At 56.2% G+C, this 21,851-nt stretch carries 16 protein-coding genes, 2 pseudogenes and 1 riboswitch; of the genes and pseudogenes, 13 read left to right on the top strand and 5 right to left on the bottom strand.

What is annotated here, in order from left to right:
- Nucleotides 1–7: 7 nt before the first annotated feature.
- Both DSHI_RS18615 and DSHI_RS18610 read right to left on the bottom strand, forming a co-directional pair.
- Nucleotides 8–940 carry a phytanoyl-CoA dioxygenase family protein gene (locus DSHI_RS18615; RefSeq protein ID WP_012187119.1) on the bottom strand — a complete coding sequence of 311 codons (933 nt, stop codon included), beginning with the start codon at nt 938–940 and terminating at the stop codon, nt 8–10.
- A gap of 103 nt (nt 941–1,043) precedes the next feature.
- On the bottom strand, nt 1,044–1,691 hold the full coding sequence (locus DSHI_RS18610; protein ID WP_012187120.1) for a recombinase family protein: 648 nt from the start codon (nt 1,689–1,691) through the stop codon (nt 1,044–1,046).
- A gap of 248 nt (nt 1,692–1,939) precedes the next feature.
- Here DSHI_RS18610 and DSHI_RS18605 point away from each other — a divergent pair, with 248 nt between their 5' ends.
- Nucleotides 1,940–3,322, top strand: a complete 1,383-nt coding sequence (locus DSHI_RS18605; protein WP_012187121.1) for an IS1182 family transposase — start codon at nt 1,940–1,942, stop codon at nt 3,320–3,322.
- A 131-nt stretch (nt 3,323–3,453) separates the two neighbouring features.
- Here the strand turns inward: DSHI_RS18605 and DSHI_RS22420 are convergent, their stop codons facing one another.
- The 3 genes from DSHI_RS22420 to DSHI_RS18595 all read right to left on the bottom strand — a co-directional run bounded on the left by DSHI_RS22420 (nt 3,454) and on the right by DSHI_RS18595 (nt 6,654).
- Complete coding sequence (locus DSHI_RS22420; RefSeq protein ID WP_157865441.1) at nt 3,454–3,675, bottom strand: hypothetical protein; 222 nt, start codon at nt 3,673–3,675, stop codon at nt 3,454–3,456.
- Between the two features lie 50 nt (nt 3,676–3,725).
- The gene (gene thiC / locus DSHI_RS18600; RefSeq protein ID WP_012187122.1) at nt 3,726–5,534 is read right to left on the bottom strand and encodes a phosphomethylpyrimidine synthase ThiC; all 1,809 of its coding nucleotides are present in this window, start codon (nt 5,532–5,534) and stop codon (nt 3,726–3,728) included.
- A gap of 101 nt (nt 5,535–5,635) precedes the next feature.
- Nucleotides 5,636–5,758: riboswitch (TPP riboswitch) on the bottom strand.
- Nucleotides 5,759–6,054: 296 nt separating this feature from the next.
- Entirely contained in the window at nt 6,055–6,654 is a 600-nt protein-coding gene (locus DSHI_RS18595; protein ID WP_012187123.1) for a recombinase family protein, read from the bottom strand.
- Between the two features lie 180 nt (nt 6,655–6,834).
- Between DSHI_RS18595 and DSHI_RS18590 the strand changes: the two genes are divergently transcribed.
- The 12 genes and pseudogenes from DSHI_RS18590 to DSHI_RS18535 all read left to right on the top strand — a co-directional run bounded on the left by DSHI_RS18590 (nt 6,835) and on the right by DSHI_RS18535 (nt 21,681).
- Complete coding sequence (locus DSHI_RS18590) at nt 6,835–8,286, top strand: Mu transposase C-terminal domain-containing protein (protein ID WP_229941942.1); 1,452 nt, start codon at nt 6,835–6,837, stop codon at nt 8,284–8,286.
- Nucleotides 8,283–9,107, top strand: a complete 825-nt coding sequence (locus tag DSHI_RS18585; protein WP_012187125.1) for an AAA family ATPase — start codon at nt 8,283–8,285, stop codon at nt 9,105–9,107. The genes DSHI_RS18590 and DSHI_RS18585 overlap by 4 nt, the downstream gene beginning before the upstream one ends.
- Before the next feature lie 116 nt (nt 9,108–9,223).
- Nucleotides 9,224–12,106, top strand: a pseudogene (locus tag DSHI_RS18580) (Tn3 family transposase).
- 281 nt (nt 12,107–12,387) lie between these two features.
- A pseudogene (locus DSHI_RS18575) lies at nt 12,388–14,901 on the top strand (cation:proton antiporter).
- Between the two features lie 233 nt (nt 14,902–15,134).
- Nucleotides 15,135–16,103 (top strand): DUF6635 family protein, encoded by a 969-nt coding sequence (locus DSHI_RS21910; protein WP_012187130.1) that lies wholly within the window; start codon nt 15,135–15,137, stop codon nt 16,101–16,103.
- 95 nt (nt 16,104–16,198) lie between these two features.
- On the top strand, nt 16,199–17,476 hold the full coding sequence (locus DSHI_RS18565; protein WP_012187131.1) for a hemolysin family protein: 1,278 nt from the start codon (nt 16,199–16,201) through the stop codon (nt 17,474–17,476).
- Between the two features lie 324 nt (nt 17,477–17,800).
- Nucleotides 17,801–18,262 (top strand): pentapeptide repeat-containing protein, encoded by a 462-nt coding sequence (locus tag DSHI_RS18560; RefSeq protein WP_012187132.1) that lies wholly within the window; start codon nt 17,801–17,803, stop codon nt 18,260–18,262.
- Between the two features lie 125 nt (nt 18,263–18,387).
- On the top strand, nt 18,388–19,353 hold the full coding sequence (locus tag DSHI_RS18555; RefSeq protein ID WP_012187133.1) for a calcium/sodium antiporter: 966 nt from the start codon (nt 18,388–18,390) through the stop codon (nt 19,351–19,353).
- 7 nt (nt 19,354–19,360) lie between these two features.
- On the top strand, nt 19,361–20,047 hold the full coding sequence (locus DSHI_RS18550; RefSeq protein WP_157865440.1) for an exopolysaccharide biosynthesis protein: 687 nt from the start codon (nt 19,361–19,363) through the stop codon (nt 20,045–20,047).
- Between the two features lie 243 nt (nt 20,048–20,290).
- Nucleotides 20,291–21,025, top strand: coding sequence for a Bax inhibitor-1/YccA family protein (locus DSHI_RS18545; RefSeq protein WP_012187135.1), 735 nt, complete (start codon nt 20,291–20,293; stop codon nt 21,023–21,025).
- A gap of 6 nt (nt 21,026–21,031) precedes the next feature.
- Nucleotides 21,032–21,394, top strand: coding sequence for a TFIIB-type zinc ribbon-containing protein (locus tag DSHI_RS18540; protein WP_012187136.1), 363 nt, complete (start codon nt 21,032–21,034; stop codon nt 21,392–21,394).
- Between the two features lie 86 nt (nt 21,395–21,480).
- Nucleotides 21,481–21,681 carry a flagellar basal body-associated FliL family protein gene (locus DSHI_RS18535; RefSeq protein ID WP_044029373.1) on the top strand — a complete coding sequence of 67 codons (201 nt, stop codon included), beginning with the start codon at nt 21,481–21,483 and terminating at the stop codon, nt 21,679–21,681.
- Nucleotides 21,682–21,851 lie beyond the last annotated feature (170 nt).

The raw sequence follows: 21,851 nt of genomic DNA, 5'->3' as shown, positions 1-21,851 counted from the left end.
TGCCCCCCTAAGCCAGATCACACCGCACGAAGCGCTTGTCCCGGTCCGTAAAATACTCGCTGTCGGTCAACAGTGCGCCGTCTGGCAGACCGATTTCCATATGTGACCGCGTGAAGGCTTTGTGCCCGTATTTTTCTGCTGGATATTCTAGGTTCCGAGCGCGTTGAAGATCGTAATGCGACCCGTCCTCAACGAAGCGCATCACAAAGGCAGCTCGCTTCGGCAGAGGTCCATCCTCCAGCATTATGCTGCGGTGAACAACGTATTTGTTGAACACGAGAACATCGCCCGGCTCAAAGTCATCCTCAACCTGATGGTTTTTGAGGATCTCGCCCATGGTGGGCGAATTGAGAATGCCCGAGCGCATGGCAAAATAATCATCCATGGTTGTCTTTTCGCCCGCCTGTTCCTTAGCTTCGAGCGTAGAAATTATGGCTGGTTCGATCTGATCATAGATGAACCTGCCAGAGACTACACGTTCTGGCACGTAGGCCATACCACCTCGCTGGCCTGACTTACGAACGGGATGGAGTGCTGCCCAGATTGTGCAGCCGAATTCATCAGCAACCTGATAGCCGAAACTCTGAACGCCGACGTGCCATGGGAAACCCTTGCTAACGTTCTTTTCTAGCTCGAAACAGAGCTCAAATGTCAGGAACAGATCCTTCTGCACAAGCGCCGTCAATGCCTTACGGAAGTACGGCTGCGCAATCAGCTCATAGATGTCCGTTTTTTCGGTCTCGAAATCATATTTGAGGCGGCTGAATTCGCTTTTGAAATTATCCGGTGCCCGGCTCATTTCCACCTCGACCCGATTGAGCAGGGTGCGCACAACGTTAGGGTTGAAAAATCCACTCAGCTTTACAAAGCCGTCCCGCTGAAACTGTTCAACGTGCTGCGGTGTTACACGGAAATCGTTGTCAAAAGGATGTTCTTCCATGGCATGGTCCCTGCTGTAACGTCATTATCTGATCAAGCTGCCACAGCCTAAAGATGAATCATACCCCGATAATTCACCAGTGATAGGTCGCCGACAGTGCGTCTTAGGGGGCTGATGCCAGTGGGTGCGGAATCTTACGCTCAGCGATCAGAACACGTTTCCCGTAATCGCGTAGGTTGCCGTTCGGATCTACATATCGGTAGAGTGTGACCGGTTTGACGCCCAATTCCTTACAAAGTTCTGAAACCGATGTGTCGCGGCTGGCCATAGCGGCTTGGGCCATTCGGACTTGCGCCTTTGTCAGCGCAAACTTCCTACCACCTTTCCTGCCACGGGCGCGGGCGGCTTGGAGCCCGGCCATTGTGCGTTCACGGATCAACTCGCTTTCAAACTCGGCGAGAGCCGCAAAGATGCCAAATGAAAGCCGTCCTGCGGCAGTTGTCGTGTCGATTTGCGCCCCTTGCCCGGTGAGAACCTTGAGGCCGACACCACGCTCGGACAGCATGCTAACGGTTTTGACAAGGTGGTGGAGGCTTCGCCCCAAGCGGTCAAGCTTCCATACAACCAGCACATCGCCGTCACGCAATGCCTTGAGGCATGCCTGGAGACCGGGTCGGTCATCCTTCTTTCCGGACGCCAGATCTGAGTAAATCTGTTCGGCTTCAACCCGTGCTCCGACCAATGCATCTCGCTGTAAATCGAGGGACTGGCTGCCGTCGGCTTTCGAGACCCGTGCATAGCCGATCAGCATGTTTCACAAACGTTCGTTTGAGGTGTTCTGGAAAGCAGCATGCTTTCAGCTGTGACCTTTACCACAATCTGGCGCAATTTCTTCAGCGGTAAGTGGCGTGCTGGGGGAGATATCTGGAAGAGAAGTAGAGCAGACGTTCGGGCGTGATGCCGCGAAAGTCTGGTCTGAGCCGATATTGTTGAAAAACTCTTCCTTGATCGACGCCCAATTGACTGATTCAATTCAGTTATTGAGCGGGAGAACTTACAATGATGGGGCCAAGGCAGGAAGCACAGGCGGCACTGTTTTACGAGTTTTCGCTGGAGGAGCATGTCCCGCAGGACCACCTTTTGAGATCGATTGATCGGCATCTCGATCTGAGCAGCATCCGGGGGCATTTGGCAGATTTCTATAGCCACACGGGGCGTCCATCTGTCGATCCTGAGCTGATGATCCGGATGCTGTTGGTCGGATACTGTTTTGGCATCCGGTCAGAGCGGCGGCTCTGCGAAGAGGTGCATCTGAACCTGGCATACAGATGGTTCTGCCGCCTTGAACTGACAGACCGCATCCCGGACCATTCGACATTTTCCAAGAACCGGCACGGCCGCTTCCGTGACAGTGACCTCTTGCGTCATGTGTTCGAGGCGACTGTTGCGCGCTGCATTGAAGAGGGTTTGGTCGGCGGCCAGGGCTTTGCGGTCGATGCCAGCCTGATCAGCGCGGATGTCCAGAAGCAGAACTCGAGCAATCCCGAAGGCTGGGCGGCCCGCGAGATTGATCCCACGGATGCGCCCCGCGCGGTGCGGGAGTATCTCGACACTTTGGACGATGAAGCCTTCGGTGCAGCGACAACAGCAAAACCCAAGTTCACCGCCCATGCCGATCCGGCCAGTCAATGGACGGCTGCGCGCAAAGGGCCTGCATTCTTTGCCTATTCTGACAACTACCTGATCGACACCGATCACGGGATTATCGTTGACGTGGACGCCAGCCGGTCGAACAAGACCGCCGAGGTCGGTGCCATGCGGAAGATGCTCGACCGGACCGAAGACCGGTTTGGCGTGAAGCCCGATTGGATCGCTGCTGACACCGCCTACGGATCGTCAGACAACCTGGTCTGGCTGGCACTCAAGCGCCAGATCCTCCCCTTCATCCCTGTCTTTGATAAAGGTGAACGGACCGACGGAACCTTCTCGCGGTCCGACTTCACGTGGGATGACGAGAACGATCGCTACATCTGCCCGAGTGGAAAGGAGATGCGCCACACATGGCGGACCTATTCCGATCCCGCGCGAAATGCACCAGCTTGGAAAGCCCGCAGATATCGGACGCGGAAGTCTGATTGCACGGGATGTGCGCTGAAGGCCAAATGCTGCCCCAACTCGGAGGTCCGTGCGATCCATCGCGAGAAATATGAGATCGTCCGAGACTTCGCCCGCCAATGCACCGCCTCAGAGTACAATCCAACTGCCCAGAGGCGGCGAAAGAAAGTAGAGATGCTCTTTGCCCACCTTAAACGCATCCTCGGCCTGGGCCGGCTCCGATTACGTGGCCCATGCGGCGTCCAAGACGAGTTTACCCTCGCAGCCACCGCCCAAAACCTTCGGAAACTAGCAAAACTCAAACCCATGGTGCCGGCCACAGAATGACAAGCGGCACCGTCTCAGATTGCCGAACAAAAATTAGGCCACAACCAACCCCAAAGTGCCAAATCGAAACGAGTTTTTCAACGGAATCAGCCCAGTGTAACCGGTGCTGCATCGACTACGAATGTCTGCTATCAACAGCAAGCCAAAAAACCTTCAACAACTGTTTGGGTTTTGAACGGGGTTTTTGGCGGCGTTGGACGAGGCGGTTTGCGCAGGTGCAAAAAACGAGCGTTTGTTGAGCGGCTAAACTCCCACTGGATACGGTGCATCACCTCTATATAATTCGCCGCCAACAGGACGCTGGCGGCGACGTGCATGACAATCTGGCTGGGGATGCGCTGCGCCAGCCGCATATTGGTGACAGGTCTTTCCGATATTACGCTTCCGGCGAACCTGTCACCCCTTATATTTCCTTTACCTTATCAAGAGGAACATAAAGATCACCGCCTTTGCGGAACTTCTCGGCCATTTTCGCCATGCCGTCCTTCTGCGCCTCGGCGCGGATATCGTGGCTGATCCGCATCGAGCAGAACTTCGGTCCGCACATGGAGCAGAAATGCGCGACCTTATGCGCCTCTTTCGGCAAGGTTTCGTCATGCATCGAGCGCGCGGTTTCGGGATCAAGCGAGAGGTTGAACTGATCCTCCCAGCGGAACTCGAACCGCGCGCGTGACAACGCGTCATCTCGGATCTGCGCTCCCGGATGCCCCTTGGCCAGATCGGCAGCATGAGCCGCAATCTTGTAGGTGATGACACCGATCTTCACATCGTCACGGTTAGGCAGACCTAGATGCTCTTTGGGAGTGACATAGCAAAGCATCGCCGTGCCGAACCAGCCTATCATCGCCGCACCAATACCGCTGGTAATGTGGTCATATCCCGGTGCGATATCCGTGGTAAGCGGCCCGAGCGTATAAAACGGCGCCTCGCCGCAGACCTCCAGCTGCTTGTCCATATTCTCCTTGATTTTGTGCATGGCTACATGGCCCGGTCCTTCGATCATCACCTGACAGTCATGCTTCCATGCGATCTGCGTCAGTTCGCCCAACGTCTCCAGTTCGGCGAATTGCGCCTCATCATTGGCGTCCGCGATAGAGCCGGGACGCAACCCATCCCCCAAAGAGAAGCTGACGTCATATGCCCGGGCAATTTCGCAGATCTCAGCGAAGTGCTCGTAAAGGAAACTTTCGCGGTGATGATGCAGGCACCATTTCGCCATGATCGAGCCGCCGCGCGATACAATCCCGGTCACCCGCTTTATCGTCATCGGGATCATATGCAGCCGCACGCCAGCATGAATGGTGAAGTAATCCACCCCCTGTTCAGCCTGTTCGATCAGCGTATCGCGGTACACCTCCCAGCTTAGGTCTTCGGCGATACCCTCGACCTTTTCCAGCGCCTGATAAAGCGGAACGGTGCCGATGGGTACGGCAGAATTGCGGATGATCCAGTCGCGGATGTTGTGAATATTGCGGCCCGTAGACAAGTCCATCACCGTATCCGCGCCCCAACGTGTGGCCCAGACCATCTTTTCCACCTCTTCCTCCATCGAGGAGGTGACGGCGGAGTTACCGATATTCGCGTTAATCTTGACCAGAAAATTACGCCCGATCCCCATCGGCTCGGCCTCGGGGTGGTTGATATTGGCGGGGATGATCGCACGGCCCCTGGCGACTTCTTCGCGCACGAAATCGGGAGTCACAAAATCGGGGATGGCCGCGCCCCAATCCTGGCCGTCACGTACCAGAGCCTCTTTCGCGGCCTTACGGCCAAGGTTCTCGCGGATGGCGACAAATTCCATCTCGGGTGTTATAATCCCGGCGCGGGCATAGGCCATCTGCGTGACCGCGCGTCCTGCCTTGGCTTGCAACGGCTTGTGGCGGACCGGGAATTCGGGCACCAGCCGGGCACCCTCAGCAAAGCCATTATCCTCGGGACGCACATGGCGACCCTCATAAAGCTCGATATCGTTGCGTGCGGCGATCCAGTCTGCCCGCAGGCGCGGCAGGCCACCGTTGATAGCGATTTTAGCGCTGGGATCAGTATAGGGGCCAGAGCTGTCATAGACCGTAACCGGCGGTTCGCCAGCCGAAGGGTGAAGATCAATCTCGCGCATAGGGACGCGAATTTGGGGATGCAGCGTTCCGGGCTGATAAACGCGCCGGGATGCCGGTAAGGGTCCAGTAGTAACGGTTGGTGTCAGATCTTTCATGAGTCAGTATCTCCGTGCTCATAGCAATGAGATCCAGCTCCGCCGTACTGAATGGAGAATAGCCACGCGATAAACGCCTGTAAAAAACAGGCAGGGCAATGCCGCACAGCCGAACACCATCCCTACGCCAGTATGAACTGGATCAGGTTCGTCGGGTCACTGCGCTATGCGTTGCCGCACCATCAGTTTCTCAGCCCCTTGTCGGGACCCCCCGGGTGAGAAAGGACTACGTTGTGCGCCAAGGGGGGCTTTGTCAACTGCTGTTCCCGTGGCGGTCTGACGGACCAGTTTTATCAGGCCTCAGGGGGTTTAAATGTAGCCAGAAATTAATGTCATCCGTAAGGGTGTGATTCAATATCAATATGGTAGCCGCTCACTTTTACCGGAAGTGAAGCAGCACAGCTCGTTCAAAAACCACCATTTGTTGAACGGTTTGCTGAACCAGACATTGGTGCGCCTGCAGCGAACGGCAAAAAAGTCCCGCGTTGTGTGAGTTCATGTGCAGCGCAGCGATCGGCAGCTATACCGCAGCCGAAGACGCATCGGCGCTCGGTGTCCGCTGCAAGACCCGATAGACGGTGGGCCTCGATACGTCGAACAGCTCTGCCAGATCGCTGATCGAGTAGTCACCCGTGTCATACATGCGGCGCAATTCTGCCTGACGACGATCCGATAGTTTTGGCTTTTTGCCCTTCAGTCGTCCCTTGGCGCGGGCGATGGCCATACCTTCCTTGGTGCGCATCCTGATCAGATCAGCCTCGAATTCGGCAAATGTGGCGAGGATGTTGAAGAACATCTTACCCATCGGATCGGTCGGGTCATGGACCGATGCGCCCAATGCCAGTTTCACCCCGCGCTTTTCCAGTTCATCAGCGATAGCCCGGGCGTCGGGAACCGACCGCGCCAGCCGGTCCAGTTTCGGCACGACAAGCGTGTCCCCTTCGCGGACTGCTGCGAGTGCCTGGGCCAGACCTGGCCGCTCCCGGTTCGTGCCGGTCAGGCCGTGATCGGTGTAGATCCGGTCTTCCGCGACATCGAGAGCGAGGAGCGCTGTCCGTTGCGCTGCGAGATCCTGTTTGTCGGTCGAGCAGCGGGCATAACCGACGCGGGTTTTGGTCATGATACATCCTTGGGCCAGAATTGGCCGAGCTTCGTCTTGATCGTGATCGTATGTAACGCAAAAGGCCCCTCCAATGATACTATAACCGGACCAGTCAAATGAGAATCGTTTTCCGTTGCAAACACTGGGAGCAGTTCGTTGATAATCCGGCGTCCGGTCACCGATCCCCTTACGGACAGTCTGACTGCGCTGCCCGAAGACCGACGCGCCGAGGCGTTGCGCCGGTTCAACATACTGCGCCAGCACCTGATCGACGAAGTCCCCCTGACGGAAGTTGCCCGTGTCAGTGGTATCCCACTGCGCACGCTGCAAAGGTGGACGTCCCGATATCAGCGCTTTGGGCTTGCCGGACTTGCAAGAGCACCGCGATCTGATGCCGGGCAACGGCGGCTATCATCTGAACTGGTCGAGCTGATTGAAGGGCTGGCCTTACACAAACCCCGTCTCTCTACCGCCGCAATCCACCGGCGCATCATCCCGATTGTAAAATCGCGTGACTGGCCTGTCCCTTCTTATGCCACGATACATTCAATCGTGAATAGTCTTGATCCCGCGCTTGTCACGCTCGCTCATGATGGCGCAGCCGCCTATCGTGACCGGTTCGAAATGATTCATCGTCATCGGGCCGAAAGGCCGAATGCTGTCTGGCAGACAGACCACACACAACTCGATCTAATCATCTTGGATACCAATGGTGCGCCGGTGCGGCCGTGGCTTACCATCGTGCTTGATGATCATTCCCGTGCAGTGGCTGGGTACGCCGTCTTTGTCGGCGCACCTTCTGCTATCCAGACCGCTCTTGCCCTGCGGCAAGCTATCTGGCGAAAGGATACGCCTTCCTGGCCGATTTGTGGCCTGCCGGATGTTTTATACACCGATCACGGCAGCGACTTCACCAGCAAGCACCTTGAGCAGGTCGCAGCTGACCTGCGCATTGAGCTTGTGTTTTCCACGGTTGGCCGGCCACAGGGGCGTGGCAAGATCGAGCGGTTTTTCGGTACCATCAACACTGAGCTGTTGCCTGAGTTACCGGGGGCTTTGTCGAACGGAAAACCAGCCTCCCCGCCACGCCTGTCGCTCGGCGAGTTGGAGGTTGCCGTAAAGACTTTCGTCACCGCAGTGTACAACGCGCGCAAGCATAGCGAAATCGATGTGCCACCTAATGAGGCTTGGCGGGGTGACGGCTGGCTACCTCGTATGCCGAACAGTCTGGAACAGCTCGATCTGCTACTGGTAATGGCCTTAAAAACCCGGCAGGTCCGCCGTGACGGCATTCGGTTTCAGGGCTTGCTCTACACCGATCCCACACTTGCAGCCTATGTCGGCAAAACGGTCAACATCCGCTATGACCCGCGCGACATTACCGAACTGCGCGTGTTCCACCGCGACCGGTTTTTGTGCCGCGCTGTCAGCGCCCATCATGCGCATCACACAATATCACTCAAGGATATCCAACAGGCCCGCACCGCCAGGCGGAAGGCTTTGCGCAACGAGATCACGGTAAAATCCAGACAGATCACCGAGTTTCTTCCCAAACCTGCGCCACCTCCAAGTCGTGAAAAGCAAAATCCCGTATCGCCTGACGCCCCGCGCCAAAAGCTGGTCCTGTATAAAACGGACAAGACGCCATGAGCCGCCAGACTCGCCGGACCGGTACTTTCCTCGTCACCCGCGAACATAAGCGGTTTGTCGAATTCGCGAACGCTGTGCGCCGCAACGCAACCATCGGCTTGTGTCATGGTCGGGCGGGCGTTGGCAAAACCTTGTCAGCCCGCCGCTATGCCAATTGGGACCTGATCGAACCGCTGATAACGACATGGGGTAGGCGTGAAGACTCGGACAAGAAAGTGTATGCAGCCTCGTCCCGCGCCCGTACCTTGTTCTATACACCGCCGGTGGGCGGCAGTATCTCGGCGCTGCGCAAGGACATTCAACCATTTATCATGCGACTATGCGTTTGCATTGACAGCTACGGGAACCCCAAGTGGGCGGAGCGACCTCTAACACCGCTTGGCCTGATAGAGTTGGTAATCATTGACGAAGCCGAACGCCTTACCATGACCGGCCTGGAGTTCCTGCGCGACCAGTTCGATCGCAGTGACGCTGGGCTGATCCTGATCGGTATGCCCGGCATTGAAAAACGGATGTCGCAATACCCGCAACTCTACAGCCGAATAGGTTTTGTGCATGAATACCCACCGCTTTCGAAGGATGAGATGCAATTCGTTTTGCAGCGGCAATGGAGGAAATGGGGCTTTGGCCAGGATGATGCAGATTTCACCGACGACCGTGTTGCTGCTGCCATCATCCGACTGACAGCTGGCAACTTCCGTCTTTTGCAACGCCTGTTCATGCAGATCGAACGCATCGCCCGCATCAACGAAATGGCCGCAATCACCGAAGATGTGGTAGAGGCCGCCGCTCAGACCCTCGTCATCGGAAACGCCAATTAACGCTCAAAAAAGACCGCCAAGTAGCGATCAAGTTCACACTTTCAGCCATCAAAATAATTCCTTATTCAGTATCTTAATCATCAATAAACAAACCATTATAAGAAAGCAAAAGATACATGGCGCATCGTACTATCCTCACCGAGCGTCAGCGCTCAGTACTTTTTGATCTTCCGACCGATGAAACGGCGATGTTGCGCCACTACACCCTTGCGGACGACGATCTGGAAATCATCCGCGCCCGTCGTCGCCCACACAATCGTTTCGGCTTTGCTCTCCAGCTTTGCGCATTGCGCTATCCCGGTCGGTTGTTGACCCCGGGCGAGTTCATTCCAATGGAGATCACGCGCTTCCTGGCTGCGCAGCTTGGGCTGAAGTCAGACGATCTGGCTGGATATGCAAGCCGCGAAGAAACGCGCCACGAACACTTGGCTGCCCTGCGGGATCTCTATAGCTACAAGATGTTCACTGGCCGAGGATCGCGCGACCTGAAGGCCTGGCTGGAGAGAACAGCCGAAACTGCCCGGTCGAACGAGGACTTGGCGCGGCGTTTCGTGGAACAATGCCGGGCGACCCAGACCATTCTACCGGGGATCACGGTTATCGAACGCCTTTGCGCGGATGCACTCGTTGCTGCAGAGTGACGGATCGACGCTCGGATTGCCGACCGGCTGGATGATGAGATGTGCAGCCGACTTGACGCCTTGCTGACGGAAATGGCGGATGGTTCTGTCACCCGCTTTGTCTGGCTGCGCCAGTTTGAGGTGGGCCAGAACTCGGCCGACATGAACCGGCTGCTCGGCCGGTTGGAATTCTTGCAGACCATGGCCGTGGACCGAACCGTCCTGTCGGGTGTGCCGCCCCACCGTATCGCGCGCCTCCGACGGCAAGGTGAACGTTACTTCGCCGGAGATCTGCGGGATATCTCCGGCGACCGCCGCCTTGCCATCCTCGTGGTCTGCGCTCTGGAATGGCGCAGTGCCATTGCCGATGCCGTGGTCGAAACCCATGATCGGATTGTGGGGAAGACGTGGCGTGAGGCGAAACGCGTATGCGATGCTCGGGCAGATGACGCCAAGGCTGCTTTGAAAGACACCTTGCAGGGCTTATCAAATTTTGGATCAGCTCTGCTGGAAGCACATGAAGATCAGGCCTCCCTGATGGAGGCCGTCCAAAACGCCGGAGGCTGGTCATCGCTGAGGGGGCTTGTTTCCACCGCCGCCGAACTGACTGACACATTGGCGGCTGATCCACTGGCACATGTTGTTCACGGGTATCATCGCTTCCGACGCTATGCGCCGCGCATGCTCCGGGCGCTCGATATTCAGGCAGCCCCGGTGGCCGAGCCGTTGCTTGCCGCCGCCGACATCGTCGCGGGTACGGAAACGACAACTACCCGGCCACTGACCTTTCTGCGCCGGGCTTCGAAATGGCATCGACACTTGAATCACGACGATGGGAACCGGCTTTGGGAGGTGGCGGTCCTGTGCCACCTACGCGATGCATTCCGTGCCGGCGACATCTGGCTCGCACATTCCCGCCGGTATGGTGATCTTAAGGAAGCGCTGGTTCCGACGGAAGTTGCCAGGGCCACGCCAAAACTGGCCATGCCGTTTGAACCGGATCTCTGGCTCGCGGATCGAAAATCTCGCCTAGCAGATGGCTTGGAACGACTGGCCCGCGCCGCCAGGGCGGGTGCCATTCCGGGAGGTTCTATCGAAGATGGCGTGCTCAAGATCGACCGTCTGACGGCCGCTGTCCCCGAAGAGGCAGATGCCATGGTGCTCGATCTCTACAACCGCCTGCCGGAGATCAGGATCACAGACCTCCTGCTCGAAGTGGATGACGAGATCGGCTTTACCGAGGCCTTCACCCATCTGCGCACCGGCGTTCCATGCAAAGACAGGGTCGGCATGTTGAACGTGCTACTGGCTGAGGGGCTGAACCTTGGTCTCAGCAAAATGGCTGGGGCCACGAACACCCATGATTATTTCCAGCTCTCGCGCTTGTCGCGCTGGCATGTGGAAAGCGACGCGATGGCACGCGCCTTGGCCATGGTGATCGAAGGTCAATCTGCCTTGCCGATGGCCCAGTTTTGGGGCGCAGGGCAGACCGCTTCGAGCGACGGGCAATTCTTCCCGACCACTCGCCATGGCGAGGCGATGAACCTGATCAACGCCAAATACGGCCATGAACCCGGTCTAAAAGCTTATACCCATGTCTCCGACCAGTACGGCCCTTTCGCCACCCAGACCATCCCGGCCACGGTGAACGAGGCTCCTTACATCCTGGACGGCCTGTTGATGACAGACGCAGGTCAGAAAATCCGCGAACAGTATGCCGACACGGGCGGCTTCACCGATCACGTCTTCGCCGTCACCGCCCTTCTGGGCTTTCAGTTCATCCCCCGCATCCGGGATCTACCTTCCAAGCGCCTTTACCTCTTCGATCCAGCATCCTGCCCAAAAGAACTGAAGGGCCTGATCGGCGGCAAGGTCAGAGAACCCGTCATCAGCTCAAACTGGCCAAATATACTGCGCAGCGCGGCCACGATGGTGGCGGGCGCAATGGCCCCAAGCCAACTATTGCGGAAATTTGCATCCTACCCCCGACAGCATGAACTTGCGGTCGCATTGCGCGAAATCGGCCGGATCGAACGGACACTGTTCATCATCGATTGGCTGCTGGATGCCGACATGCAGCGCCGTGCCCAAATCGGCCTGAATAAGGGCGAAGCGCATCATGCGCTGAAAAACGCCCTGCGCATTGGTCGCCAAGGTGAAATCCGTGATCGAACAGCCCAAGGCCAGCACTTCCGAATGGCCGGGCTGAACCTGCTCGCCGCCATCATCATCTACTGGAACACCAAGCACCTCGGTCAGGCCGTGGCCGCGCGGCAGCGGGTCGGGTTGAATTGCGCCCCCGATCTCCTCGCGCACAGCTCCCCGCTCGGATGGGCCCACATCCTTCTCACCGGCGAATACAGGTGGGCAAAAAAGTGATCAAACCGCCTTAGCGTAGGATTCTGCACTCTCCGGCATCAGACCCCACAGATGCTGCATCGAGTTCGAAAGTCCGCTAACACGACGGGGGCAAAAACCTTCAACAACTTATAGGGTTTGAACAGGTTTTGTGGCAATTTGAAACGAGGGCTTTTGCCAGCGCTCCAAAAAAGTGGCCGTTTTTGGTAATAGCTCCATTCTTGCTTGGGGAAATATTCTACGAAAAACACCGCAGTGCTAGAACAGTTTCTGACATGTTAAATTTCAGATACTCCTGCTTTATGGATATAGTTCTGATCACGGCGGTTATCGCATCGCTTTTTCTTGTCATCGGTGCGGCGGAGCCGCTTGCGGCCCGTCTGAGGCTTCCCTACAGCGCCATTCTGGCAGGCCTAGGAATCATTATCGCGTAAGGCGCGATCTTCTTTTTGCGCACGGATTTGACCGATGCGCTCAATCCTGTGGCCGAGGCCATCCTTGGCCTGCCGATCAGATCCAACGTCTTTCTTTATGTCTTTCTACCGACGCTTCTATTTCAGGCGACATTGGGCATGAACTTGCGCCGGATGCTTGATGACTGGGTTCCAATCATGGTGTTGGCGGTTGTCGCAGTGGTCGTTGCCACACTCAGCGTCGGTTATGCGTTGTCGTGGGCCACTACCCTACCTTTGGCCGCATGCCTTTTGATAGGTGCCATTGTATCAACGACCGACCCGTCTGCTGTTGTCTCGATCTTCCGCTCAATTTCGGCACCCCGCAGGCTTGCGCGGATCATTGAAGGCGAAAGCCTTTTGAACGATGCTGCCGCTATCGCACTTTTTGGGCTGTTCATGGGGTTTGTTATGCTGGGTGTACCCAACCCGGAATTGAGCGATGCTCTGGCCCGCTTTCCGGTTTTGATCGCCGGAGGCGCACTCACTGGCTGGCTGGCCGCGCGCGTTGCGATCTGGATAATGGCGTCTTTTCACGCGCATGAACTTGCACTTATTTTGGTATCGGTCGCTCTCCCGTATCTCGCCTATATTGGCGCGGAACAAAGTATCGGCGCGTCTGGCGTGATTGCTGTTGTCGCTGCAGGGTTGACCTTGAACTTGAGTGGTCCCGGACGTCTTCCACCCCAAGCCTGGGCCAACCTGCGCGAAGTCTGGGATCTGCTGGCCCACTGGGCTGGTGCATTGATCTTCATTCTTGCCGCGCTCCTTATTCCGCGACTACTGGAAGATGTCAGAGTAAGCGATTTCATTCTAATCGGTGTGGTTATTGTTGCCGCGATTGCGGCACGGGCCGTAATTTTGTTCGGACTTCTGCCGTTACTGGCGATCTTGCGACTCTCACCGCCAGTTGAACGTCCCTACCGTGTGGCAATTCTTTGGGGCGGGCTGCGTGGCGCGGTCACACTTGCGCTTGCGCTGGCCGTCACGGAAAGTTTCCGTGTTCCTGTCGAGGTCAAACGCCTCGTCGGTATCCTTGCAACTGGTTTTACGCTTTTCACGCTGATCGTGCAGGGCACCACGCTGCGGTCCGTTATTGGCTGGATGGGTCTGGACCGCCTGTCACCTATCGACGAGGCGATGTCGCGGCAGGTGGTTGCGGTAGCCCTCCAAACCGTGCGCGAAGATATTGCACGCACCACCGAGGATTACGCACTCACGCATGATATCGTGCGCGCCGAAGCAAAGGTTTTCGGCGAAAGACTGGAAGCGGCGGTCAGAACAGCCGAAGACAGCGATGAAATCCTTGATCGCGACCGGATCACTTTGGGGCTTATCGCCCTTGCAGGGTTCGAGCGTGACACAATCCTCGCGCGGGTCAGGGAACGGACAATTTCGGCGCGAATGGCTGAACAGATCCTGTCCGACGCTGATCGGCTTATCGAGGCTGCACGGGCAGGCGGGCGCAGCGGATATCAGCAGGCCGCCCGCCGGTCGGTTGCCTATGGTCGCGCGTTCAGGACGGTTGTGGCGTTGCACAACAGATTGGGCCTTTCTGCGCCTTTGGTACGCATGACGTCTGATCGCTTCGAGCTGTTGCTGTCGCAAAGGCTGATCATGCGCGATCTGGATGCATTCATCGACGGACGCATTCGTCGCATTCACGGCAGACGTGTGGCAGACCTCCTTCACGAACTCCTCGCGCGGCGGATCGAAACAGTTGAAACAGCGCTGGAGGGCCTGAGATTGCAGTATCCGGGCTATGCCGAGGAACTGGAACGGCGTTTCATCCGGCGCACGTCGCTTCGACTGGAAGAGCGGGAATATGCAGCCATGCGAGAAGACGGCCTAATCGGAGCTGAGGTTTATGCAACCTTGATGCAAGGCCTCGCGGTACGGCGAACAGCCGCAGAGGGGCGGCCGACACTTGATATCGCGTTGAAGCGGAAAGAGCTCATCAAGCTGTTTCCCCTGTTTGCTGACCTCGATGAAGCCGCCCTCAGAAAACTGGGTCGGGCATTGCGTACCCAATACGTCAACGCAGGCAATGTCATTGTTCATAAGAATAACGAGGTGAAGAACGTCTACTTCATCGCCTCGGGCGCTGTTGAGCTTGAAAGTTTGGGGCAATCGTGGCGTTTGGGCAGGGGAGATATGTTTGGACAAGTCGCCGCTTTGACAAGAAATGCCCGTCGTGCAGAAGTCCGGGCCATCGCGCCCTCCACGCTGCTAGTGTTGGATGTTGCCCGCTTTCGGCAAATGCTGGCGCAAAGCGCCGTTTTGCAGAACGCGGTGCGCGCAAGCGCCGAACAACGCGGAATTGACCCGTTCCTTCTACTCGGGGAAGTGCTGGAAGAAAAATAGGCCATCGTACGCCTGAAGTTCACGCTCAGTGTTTGCTGGAAAACGAAATGGTTTCAAGTTGAGCTGAAGACGTATTCCAATTCTGTACTGAGACGGCAAGAAAGCGCCTGATACAAAAAATCTGTGGAGATCAGGCTATCGGTATACTTGCAATCATATGAGCGTGACACATCTTAAATGACAGAGTTAACAGCGCTCTATATTAGATAAAAAGGAGATGGTGTGTCACCATCATGATCACATCATCGCCGACTGAGGCCGCACCCAGAACACCTGAGACGCTCGACTTACCAGATTACATCCAGACACTCCGGCACGCCGTTGACCCTTTCGTGGCTGAGCATTTCAGCTGGAGGGGAACTCTACGCCTTCATCGCAATGCACTGGGCTGGGATATTTTTCGGGCTCCAGTGAATATTATTTTGTCGCCGGTTTTCGTGCTGACCCGCATCGTCGCTTATCTCTGCAATCGCCTCGGGTTGCGTCGTGGGGGGGCTTGGCTGGCCCGTCGTCGTATTTTATTACGCACGTCAGTCGCGAGAAGGGTCGAAACCTGCATCATCGCCGACCTGCTTGGTCTGCCGGTCACTGCTGGTAAAACCGCTTTCGATCAAACGACACTGGAACATGCTGTCCTTGCTGCACCTCAATTCCGCGAAACACTTCGTCGGTGCGAAAATGCAGATGATGCACGAGCCCTGAGCCATCGCGTGCTGGGCGCGGTGTCAGAATATGCAGGGACGCGATCTGCTGTGTCCGAGATTACAACCGTACTGTTTACGCTCCTGACAGGGGCCGTCGTCTTTCAGGCATTGACACCAGGGATGATATCGATGGCACCGGGTGTTGCAGAAGCGATGGCACATACCACAGCAATTGCCAATTTTCCGCTTGGGCAAACAATCGGCGGTGCTTGGTATGGTGTCTTTGCAACCGATACGTCGCCCTGGCTGGTGGTAGCCACGCTTGCGGTGCTTGTTATGCTTGGATCGATCTTTGCGGCGTTTGTGGGCATTCTTGCAGACCCTGTTCAAAGCCGTCTGGGCATACACCGTCGCCGTCTTTTGCGCCTGATTGACACCATCGAAGTGGAACTTGACGGCGCTGGCGAGAAGCCTTTCGTGGCGCGCGAACACTACTACGCCAGGGCTTTTGATCTTTGGGACGCCGGTGCGAGCCTTCTGCGGGTTTTTCGTAACTGATCCTGTTTTATTTAGCGGACGGCGTAATTACACCCTCCTCCCTGCCAAACCACACATCAAATAATCAGCCGCAGCACCGGCAAAAGTTGGAAAAAATGTATTTCGAAATCACTATCGTCGTTCTGTTGACGCTGATTAACGGTCTTCTTGCAATGTCCGAACTGGCCATCGTCTCGGCCCGGCCTGCACGGCTGAAATTACTGGCGGACAAAGGCAGCAAAGGTGCAGCAACGGCGATCAGGCTTGCAGCAGATCCCGGCAAGTTTCTGTCAAGCGTTCAGATCGGTATTACTCTGGTGGGCGTTTTGGCCGGTGCCTTTTCGGGTGCCACGCTGGGCGCACGTCTGTCAGCAACACTGGCAGAGGTGGGCATGCCTACCGCTTGGGCGCAACCAATAGGGGTCGGGACCGTGGTCATAGCGATCACTTACCTTTCTTTGATCGTCGGTGAACTCGTCCCCAAGCAGATTGCACTGCGCGCGCCGGAGCAGGTCGCGGCACGTATGGCCCCCATGATGCATGCTGTCGCACGGGTGGCAGCCCCGTTGATCTGGTTGCTTGACCGATCTGGCAAGGTCATCCTGACCCTTCTGGGCCAATCGGGCAAGCAATCCGCAACAGTCAGCGATGACGAAGTCCGCCTTATCATCGCAGAGGCCGAAAGCGCAGGCGTGATGAACCCCGCCGAAAGTCAGATGATTGCGGGTGTTATGCGCATCGCGGACCGGACCGCGCGTGGCCTGATGACACCCCGGCTGGAAGTGGAAACCTTGGAAATTTGTGACTCAAAGTCACAAATTCTGCAGGACTTGAAAGATGTTAGCCGTTCCCGATTGCCGGTCTGGGAGGGGGATATCGACAATATCATCGGGGTATTGACGACGCGTGATCTTCTTGGTCCCGTTTTGAATGATGGCCCCTTGAGTCTGCGTGCCTTATTGCGCGGGGCACCAATTGTTCAGGAAGGGCAAAGCGCGTTGCTCGTCATTGACCGCCTGCGCAACGCACCGGCCCATATGGTGCTAGTCTACGATGAATTCGGACATTTCGTCGGGATCGTCACTCCGATGAACATTCTCGAAGCCATTGCAGGAGAATTTCCCGATGAAGGCGAGGACGAGCCCAAGATGGTCAAGCGGGCGGATGGGTCGTACCTTGTCGCGGGCTGGATGCCTGTGGACGAGTTTGCGGAGCACTTCTCGATAGAAATTGATCCCGACCGCGACTTTGAAACTGTCGCTGGCCTTGTTCTGGAACAGACAGGCCATCTGCCTGCACTGGGCGAACAGGTCGCGTTCGAAAGTATGACCATCGAGGTTGTTGATCTGGATGGAAGACGGATCGACAAATTACTGGTCAGCCGTAGAGGATAAGACAATGTGATAAGGCAACTGAAGTCGCCTATTGGCGCTTTAGCGCTTGAGGTAGCTCTCCCTCATAATCTGCCAACAGGACCGCTATTGTAAACGACTTGCCGCTGCTTACATGCCTGAAATTAGATGTCTTTTATGAAAGCGCCCAAATAATGCAGCATTCAGTCGACTGTAAAATATCAGCACTATCGGGATACGCTGGAACGCGAAGAAAATGATTATCCAACAGGAAGCTACACTTCGGCTAATTGTCTACATCAGAAACACGGGTTCAACTGGGGCGCTTATCGCAAGCTCGAGGGCACTCCAAAAAGGACCACTTCATTGGACCGGCATACGACACCCTCCGCAGGCTTAGGCTTCCTTGTTGGCCTCGGGCTACTGCTTTCAAGTGCGGCAATAGCACAAGACGTCGCCGAACCCGAGCAGTTGCGCATGCTTGGACGGTGTAGTGGCTGCGTCGTCGAGGGGCTGGACCTGTCAGGTCGCCGGTTGACCGGTGTCGACCTTTCGGAATCCACAATTCGCGACGTCGATTTCTCGGGGGCAAACCTCAACATCGCACTCTTTGATGACGCAACACTTGAAAATGTCTCTTTCGCATCGGCCAATTTGACAGGGGCGAGCTTCGTCGGCGCGCGGCTTATCAATGTGTCGTTCGAGAATACCATCCTTAAAGCGGCTGTTTTCGACGCGGCCATTCTGGAAGACACTGACATTGGACGCGGGATTTCGTGCAATACGCAGCTTCCAGATGACACAACCGATAGCACTGAATGTAATTGATCATAATCTGCCCATCCGCGTGGCGGGCCTATCGGCCTCTGCACTAACTCCGGCTGATAAAACCACCAGCCACGTCTGCACCTCACATTATCGCCAATCCTTTGGCACTCAATCTGGAATAAAAAATGGGATACGATCTTCTTCTTGTCGCGGTGGGCCTTGTTCTTTTGTTTGTGGGGGGTGAGGGACTTGTGCGTGGTGCCGTAGCCATCGCCGAGCGTTTTGGCATATCTAAACTTCTGATCGGACTGGTGATCGTCGGCTTTGGAACCTCGACGCCCGAGCTTCTGGTTTCGGTCAATGCCGCATTGGATGGCGCTCCGGAAATTGCCCTTGGCAATGTGGTTGGATCGAACATCGCGAACATACTGCTCATTATTGGTATAGCTGCTGCAATCACGCCGGTCACGGGTTGGGATCGTGGCGCGTTGCGTGAAGCGTTTGTTGCCACGCTTGTGGCTTTGGCCACTCTAGGGCTTGTTCAGGCAGACGTGATCAGCCGCTTGCACGGGACCGTAATGCTCGCGGTTCTCGCGGCCTATCTGGTCTCGACGTACTGGCTGGAACGGCGAAACCGGCAATCCCAAACCTTCGCGCATGAGGCCGAAGCATTCGAAGATATCCCGATAACCCGCCCTTGGCAGGCTCCGCTTTTCGTGGTCGCTGGTATCGCGGCCCTTGTGTTCGGGGCTGACTTGTTGGTTCAGGGCTCGGTTTCGATTGCACGCGCCTACGGCGTCTCGGATGCTGTGATCGGATTGTCGCTGGTTGCAATCGGGACATCTCTGCCAGAGCTTGCCACAGCTGTCGTGGCTGCGATCAAACGGCAGTCCGACGTCGTTCTGGGTAACGTGATCGGGTCCAACATATTCAATATCCTCGCCATCCTTGGCATCACGGTTGTGATCCAGCCGATGGATGTGGCCGCACGGTTCCGCGAGATTGATACCCCCATCATGGTCGCGGCAAGTCTGCTTTTGCTGGGGCTTTTGTTCGCAACCCGCTCGATCGGGCGGACGTGGGGTGTGCTCATGTTGACAGCCTATGCCGCCTATATGGTCTTCCTTTTCTCGACCGGAGCGACCTCATAGCCAGTGCATGCTCATAATCACCTACCGATGTGCCGATCAGAATGTCGTGCAGAGTGAAAACCCGCACGAACAGATTTGTCGATTGCACATTGGAAACTCTCTACAAGGAAAAATCGTGTCAGAACAAACGGCAGTCTTGGTCGGGATCGTGGACCGCATCGTTGCGGCGACGGATCGCGAACAAGTCGGTGTTGATGATTTGGTGCAGGCAGTCGGCCATGCCAGCTTTACACCCGTTTTGCTGATCCCGGCGATTGCCGTCGCCACGCCGCTCAGCGGCATCCCTCTGTTTTCAGCTATGATGGGAATGCTCATCTTTCTGGTGTCTGTGCAGATGCTGTTGCGCCGTGACCGGCTCTGGCTGCCAAGGTGGCTTTTAAGGCGCAAAACAAATGGTGCCCGCGTACGGTCTGTGTTCATACGGCTTCGCCCTGCGATGGCGTGGCTGGATGCGCATACATACGCCAGACTGACGGCCTTTGTGCATCGTCCGCTGATCTTCATCCCCCAAACTCTGTGTGTTTTGTCCGGCCTCATCATGCCATTTCTGGAATTCGTCCCGTTTTCATCCTCGTTGGTCGGGGGTGCCGTTGCTCTTCTCGCGTTTGGTATGTTGGCCCGCGACGGGCTGTTTATCTTGCTCGGGCTTGCTCTTTATCTGGGGCCTCTTTGGTTGGTAACCCACGTCATATGACAGCGCAGTGTCATCCTAGGGAAAGTGCGCAAATATCTGCCGAACGAGGCGCAAGAGCTATTGAAAATGATCTGGGCTACAACCACTTCAAGTGTGCGAGCCGGGCCCCTCTGACGGATGATGTATCAGATACATCTGCCGTGATGTCGGATCGCTCCCCCGAAGGGGAGTGGACCCACCGATGCTTGTCATCCAAGCATCAGAAAGCCGCTATCCTTTGGGATCACACCGAAGGAGTTATTGATGGAAAAAACTGTTCAACCACGCGACTATGTATCTCCCGAAGGGCTTCAGTACGATGTCGGATTGCGCAAGTACCTGACAGGCGTATTTGCCTATATGGGCGGCGGGCTGGTGCTATCGGCACTGGTGGCCTTTGCTGTGGCAAATGTTGCGCCTGTCACGGCGCTCATCTTTGGAACACCTCTCAAGTGGGTCGCAATCTTCGCGCCACTGGCGTTGGTGATGTTCGCGTCTTTCCGTTTTGAGCGACTTTCCGTAGGTGCTCTGCAAGGTCTCTTCTGGGGATTCGCGGCCCTCATGGGCGTGTCGCTCGCCAGCGCGCTGCTGGTTTTCACAGGCACAAGCATCGTTCAGGCATTCCTGAGCGCGTCCATCATTTTTCTGACAATGGCGCTGTGGGGCTACACGACGAAACGCGATCTGTCCGGGTGGGGCAGTTTCCTGATGATCGGCCTGATCGGCGTCATCGGTGCCTCTATCGTCAACCTGTTCCTAGCATCGGGTGCACTGGCAATGGCCGTCTCTGTGATCGGGGTGATTGTCTTTACCGGCCTCACAGCATCGGACATGCAACGCCTGCGGAACGAGTACCTGGCACATTGTGAGCAAGGTGGCGTCGCTACCCAAGCAAACCTCGGCAAACTTCAGATAATGGGGGCGCTCTCCCTTTATCTCAATCTCATCAACCTGTTTCAAATGCTGCTGAGCTTGTTCGGCCAGCGGCAGGAAGGATAAACCATCATGCGAACTCAAGAAACTGTCTCGGCCATGTTGTGCCCCGTCTGCCATACCGGCCTGTCGATGTCGGACCGAAGCGGCGTAGAAATCGACTACTGCCAGTCATGTCGGGGCGTCTGGCTTGATCGGGGCGAACTCGACAAGATCATCGAGCGCTCCACCGCACCAGTACCGCCACCGCGGGATATGGATACCCGAAACAGCCCTGACCGGCGTGGAGACGGCGGCGGTCTCATGGGAATGGCATCAGCCTTGTTGAAAGGTGATGATGACCATCGCCGTGGTCGGGATGACGATGATCGCTACGACGAGAGGTACGACAAGCGGAGAAGGAAAAAATCGATCTTCTCGGAGTTTTTCGACTAACCGCATACGTAAACTGCTTCCAAAAAGAGGCGGCGTAGTGCGCTATTTTTTACACTTGATGGGTTTAGCTACGAGGAGTGTGGCAATTGGGAAATAACAAAATCTGGATCATCGTCGGAGCCGTGGCCATCATCGTGCTCGGCGGATGGTTTTTCCTTACAGGCGATGACAACGCAGATGGTTCCATTAGTGAGCCTGCTGCAATCGAAGGGTCGGATACCGACGAGGATCAGGAAACTGACGACGAGGAAGACGATGCAACCGAAGAGGAAAGTGAAGACAACTGATGCGCGTCGTTTCACAATAGAGGCGTCTTCTCAGCTACTCACCGGAAACGGGACGCTGACGTAAGCTGCGATTTGTGGTCTACCAATCTTCAACGCGAAAGAAATTGAAGAGGTCGAAACGGAAGCAACATCATCCGGCGCTCAAGGCCAAGATTGCGTTGGAAGCACTG

The organism is Dinoroseobacter shibae DFL 12 = DSM 16493, assembly GCF_000018145.1.
GTDB lineage: Bacteria > Pseudomonadota > Alphaproteobacteria > Rhodobacterales > Rhodobacteraceae > Dinoroseobacter > Dinoroseobacter shibae.
The sequence above is the reverse complement of the archived record's forward strand: the minus strand, read 5'-3'. Positions and strand labels throughout refer to the sequence as shown.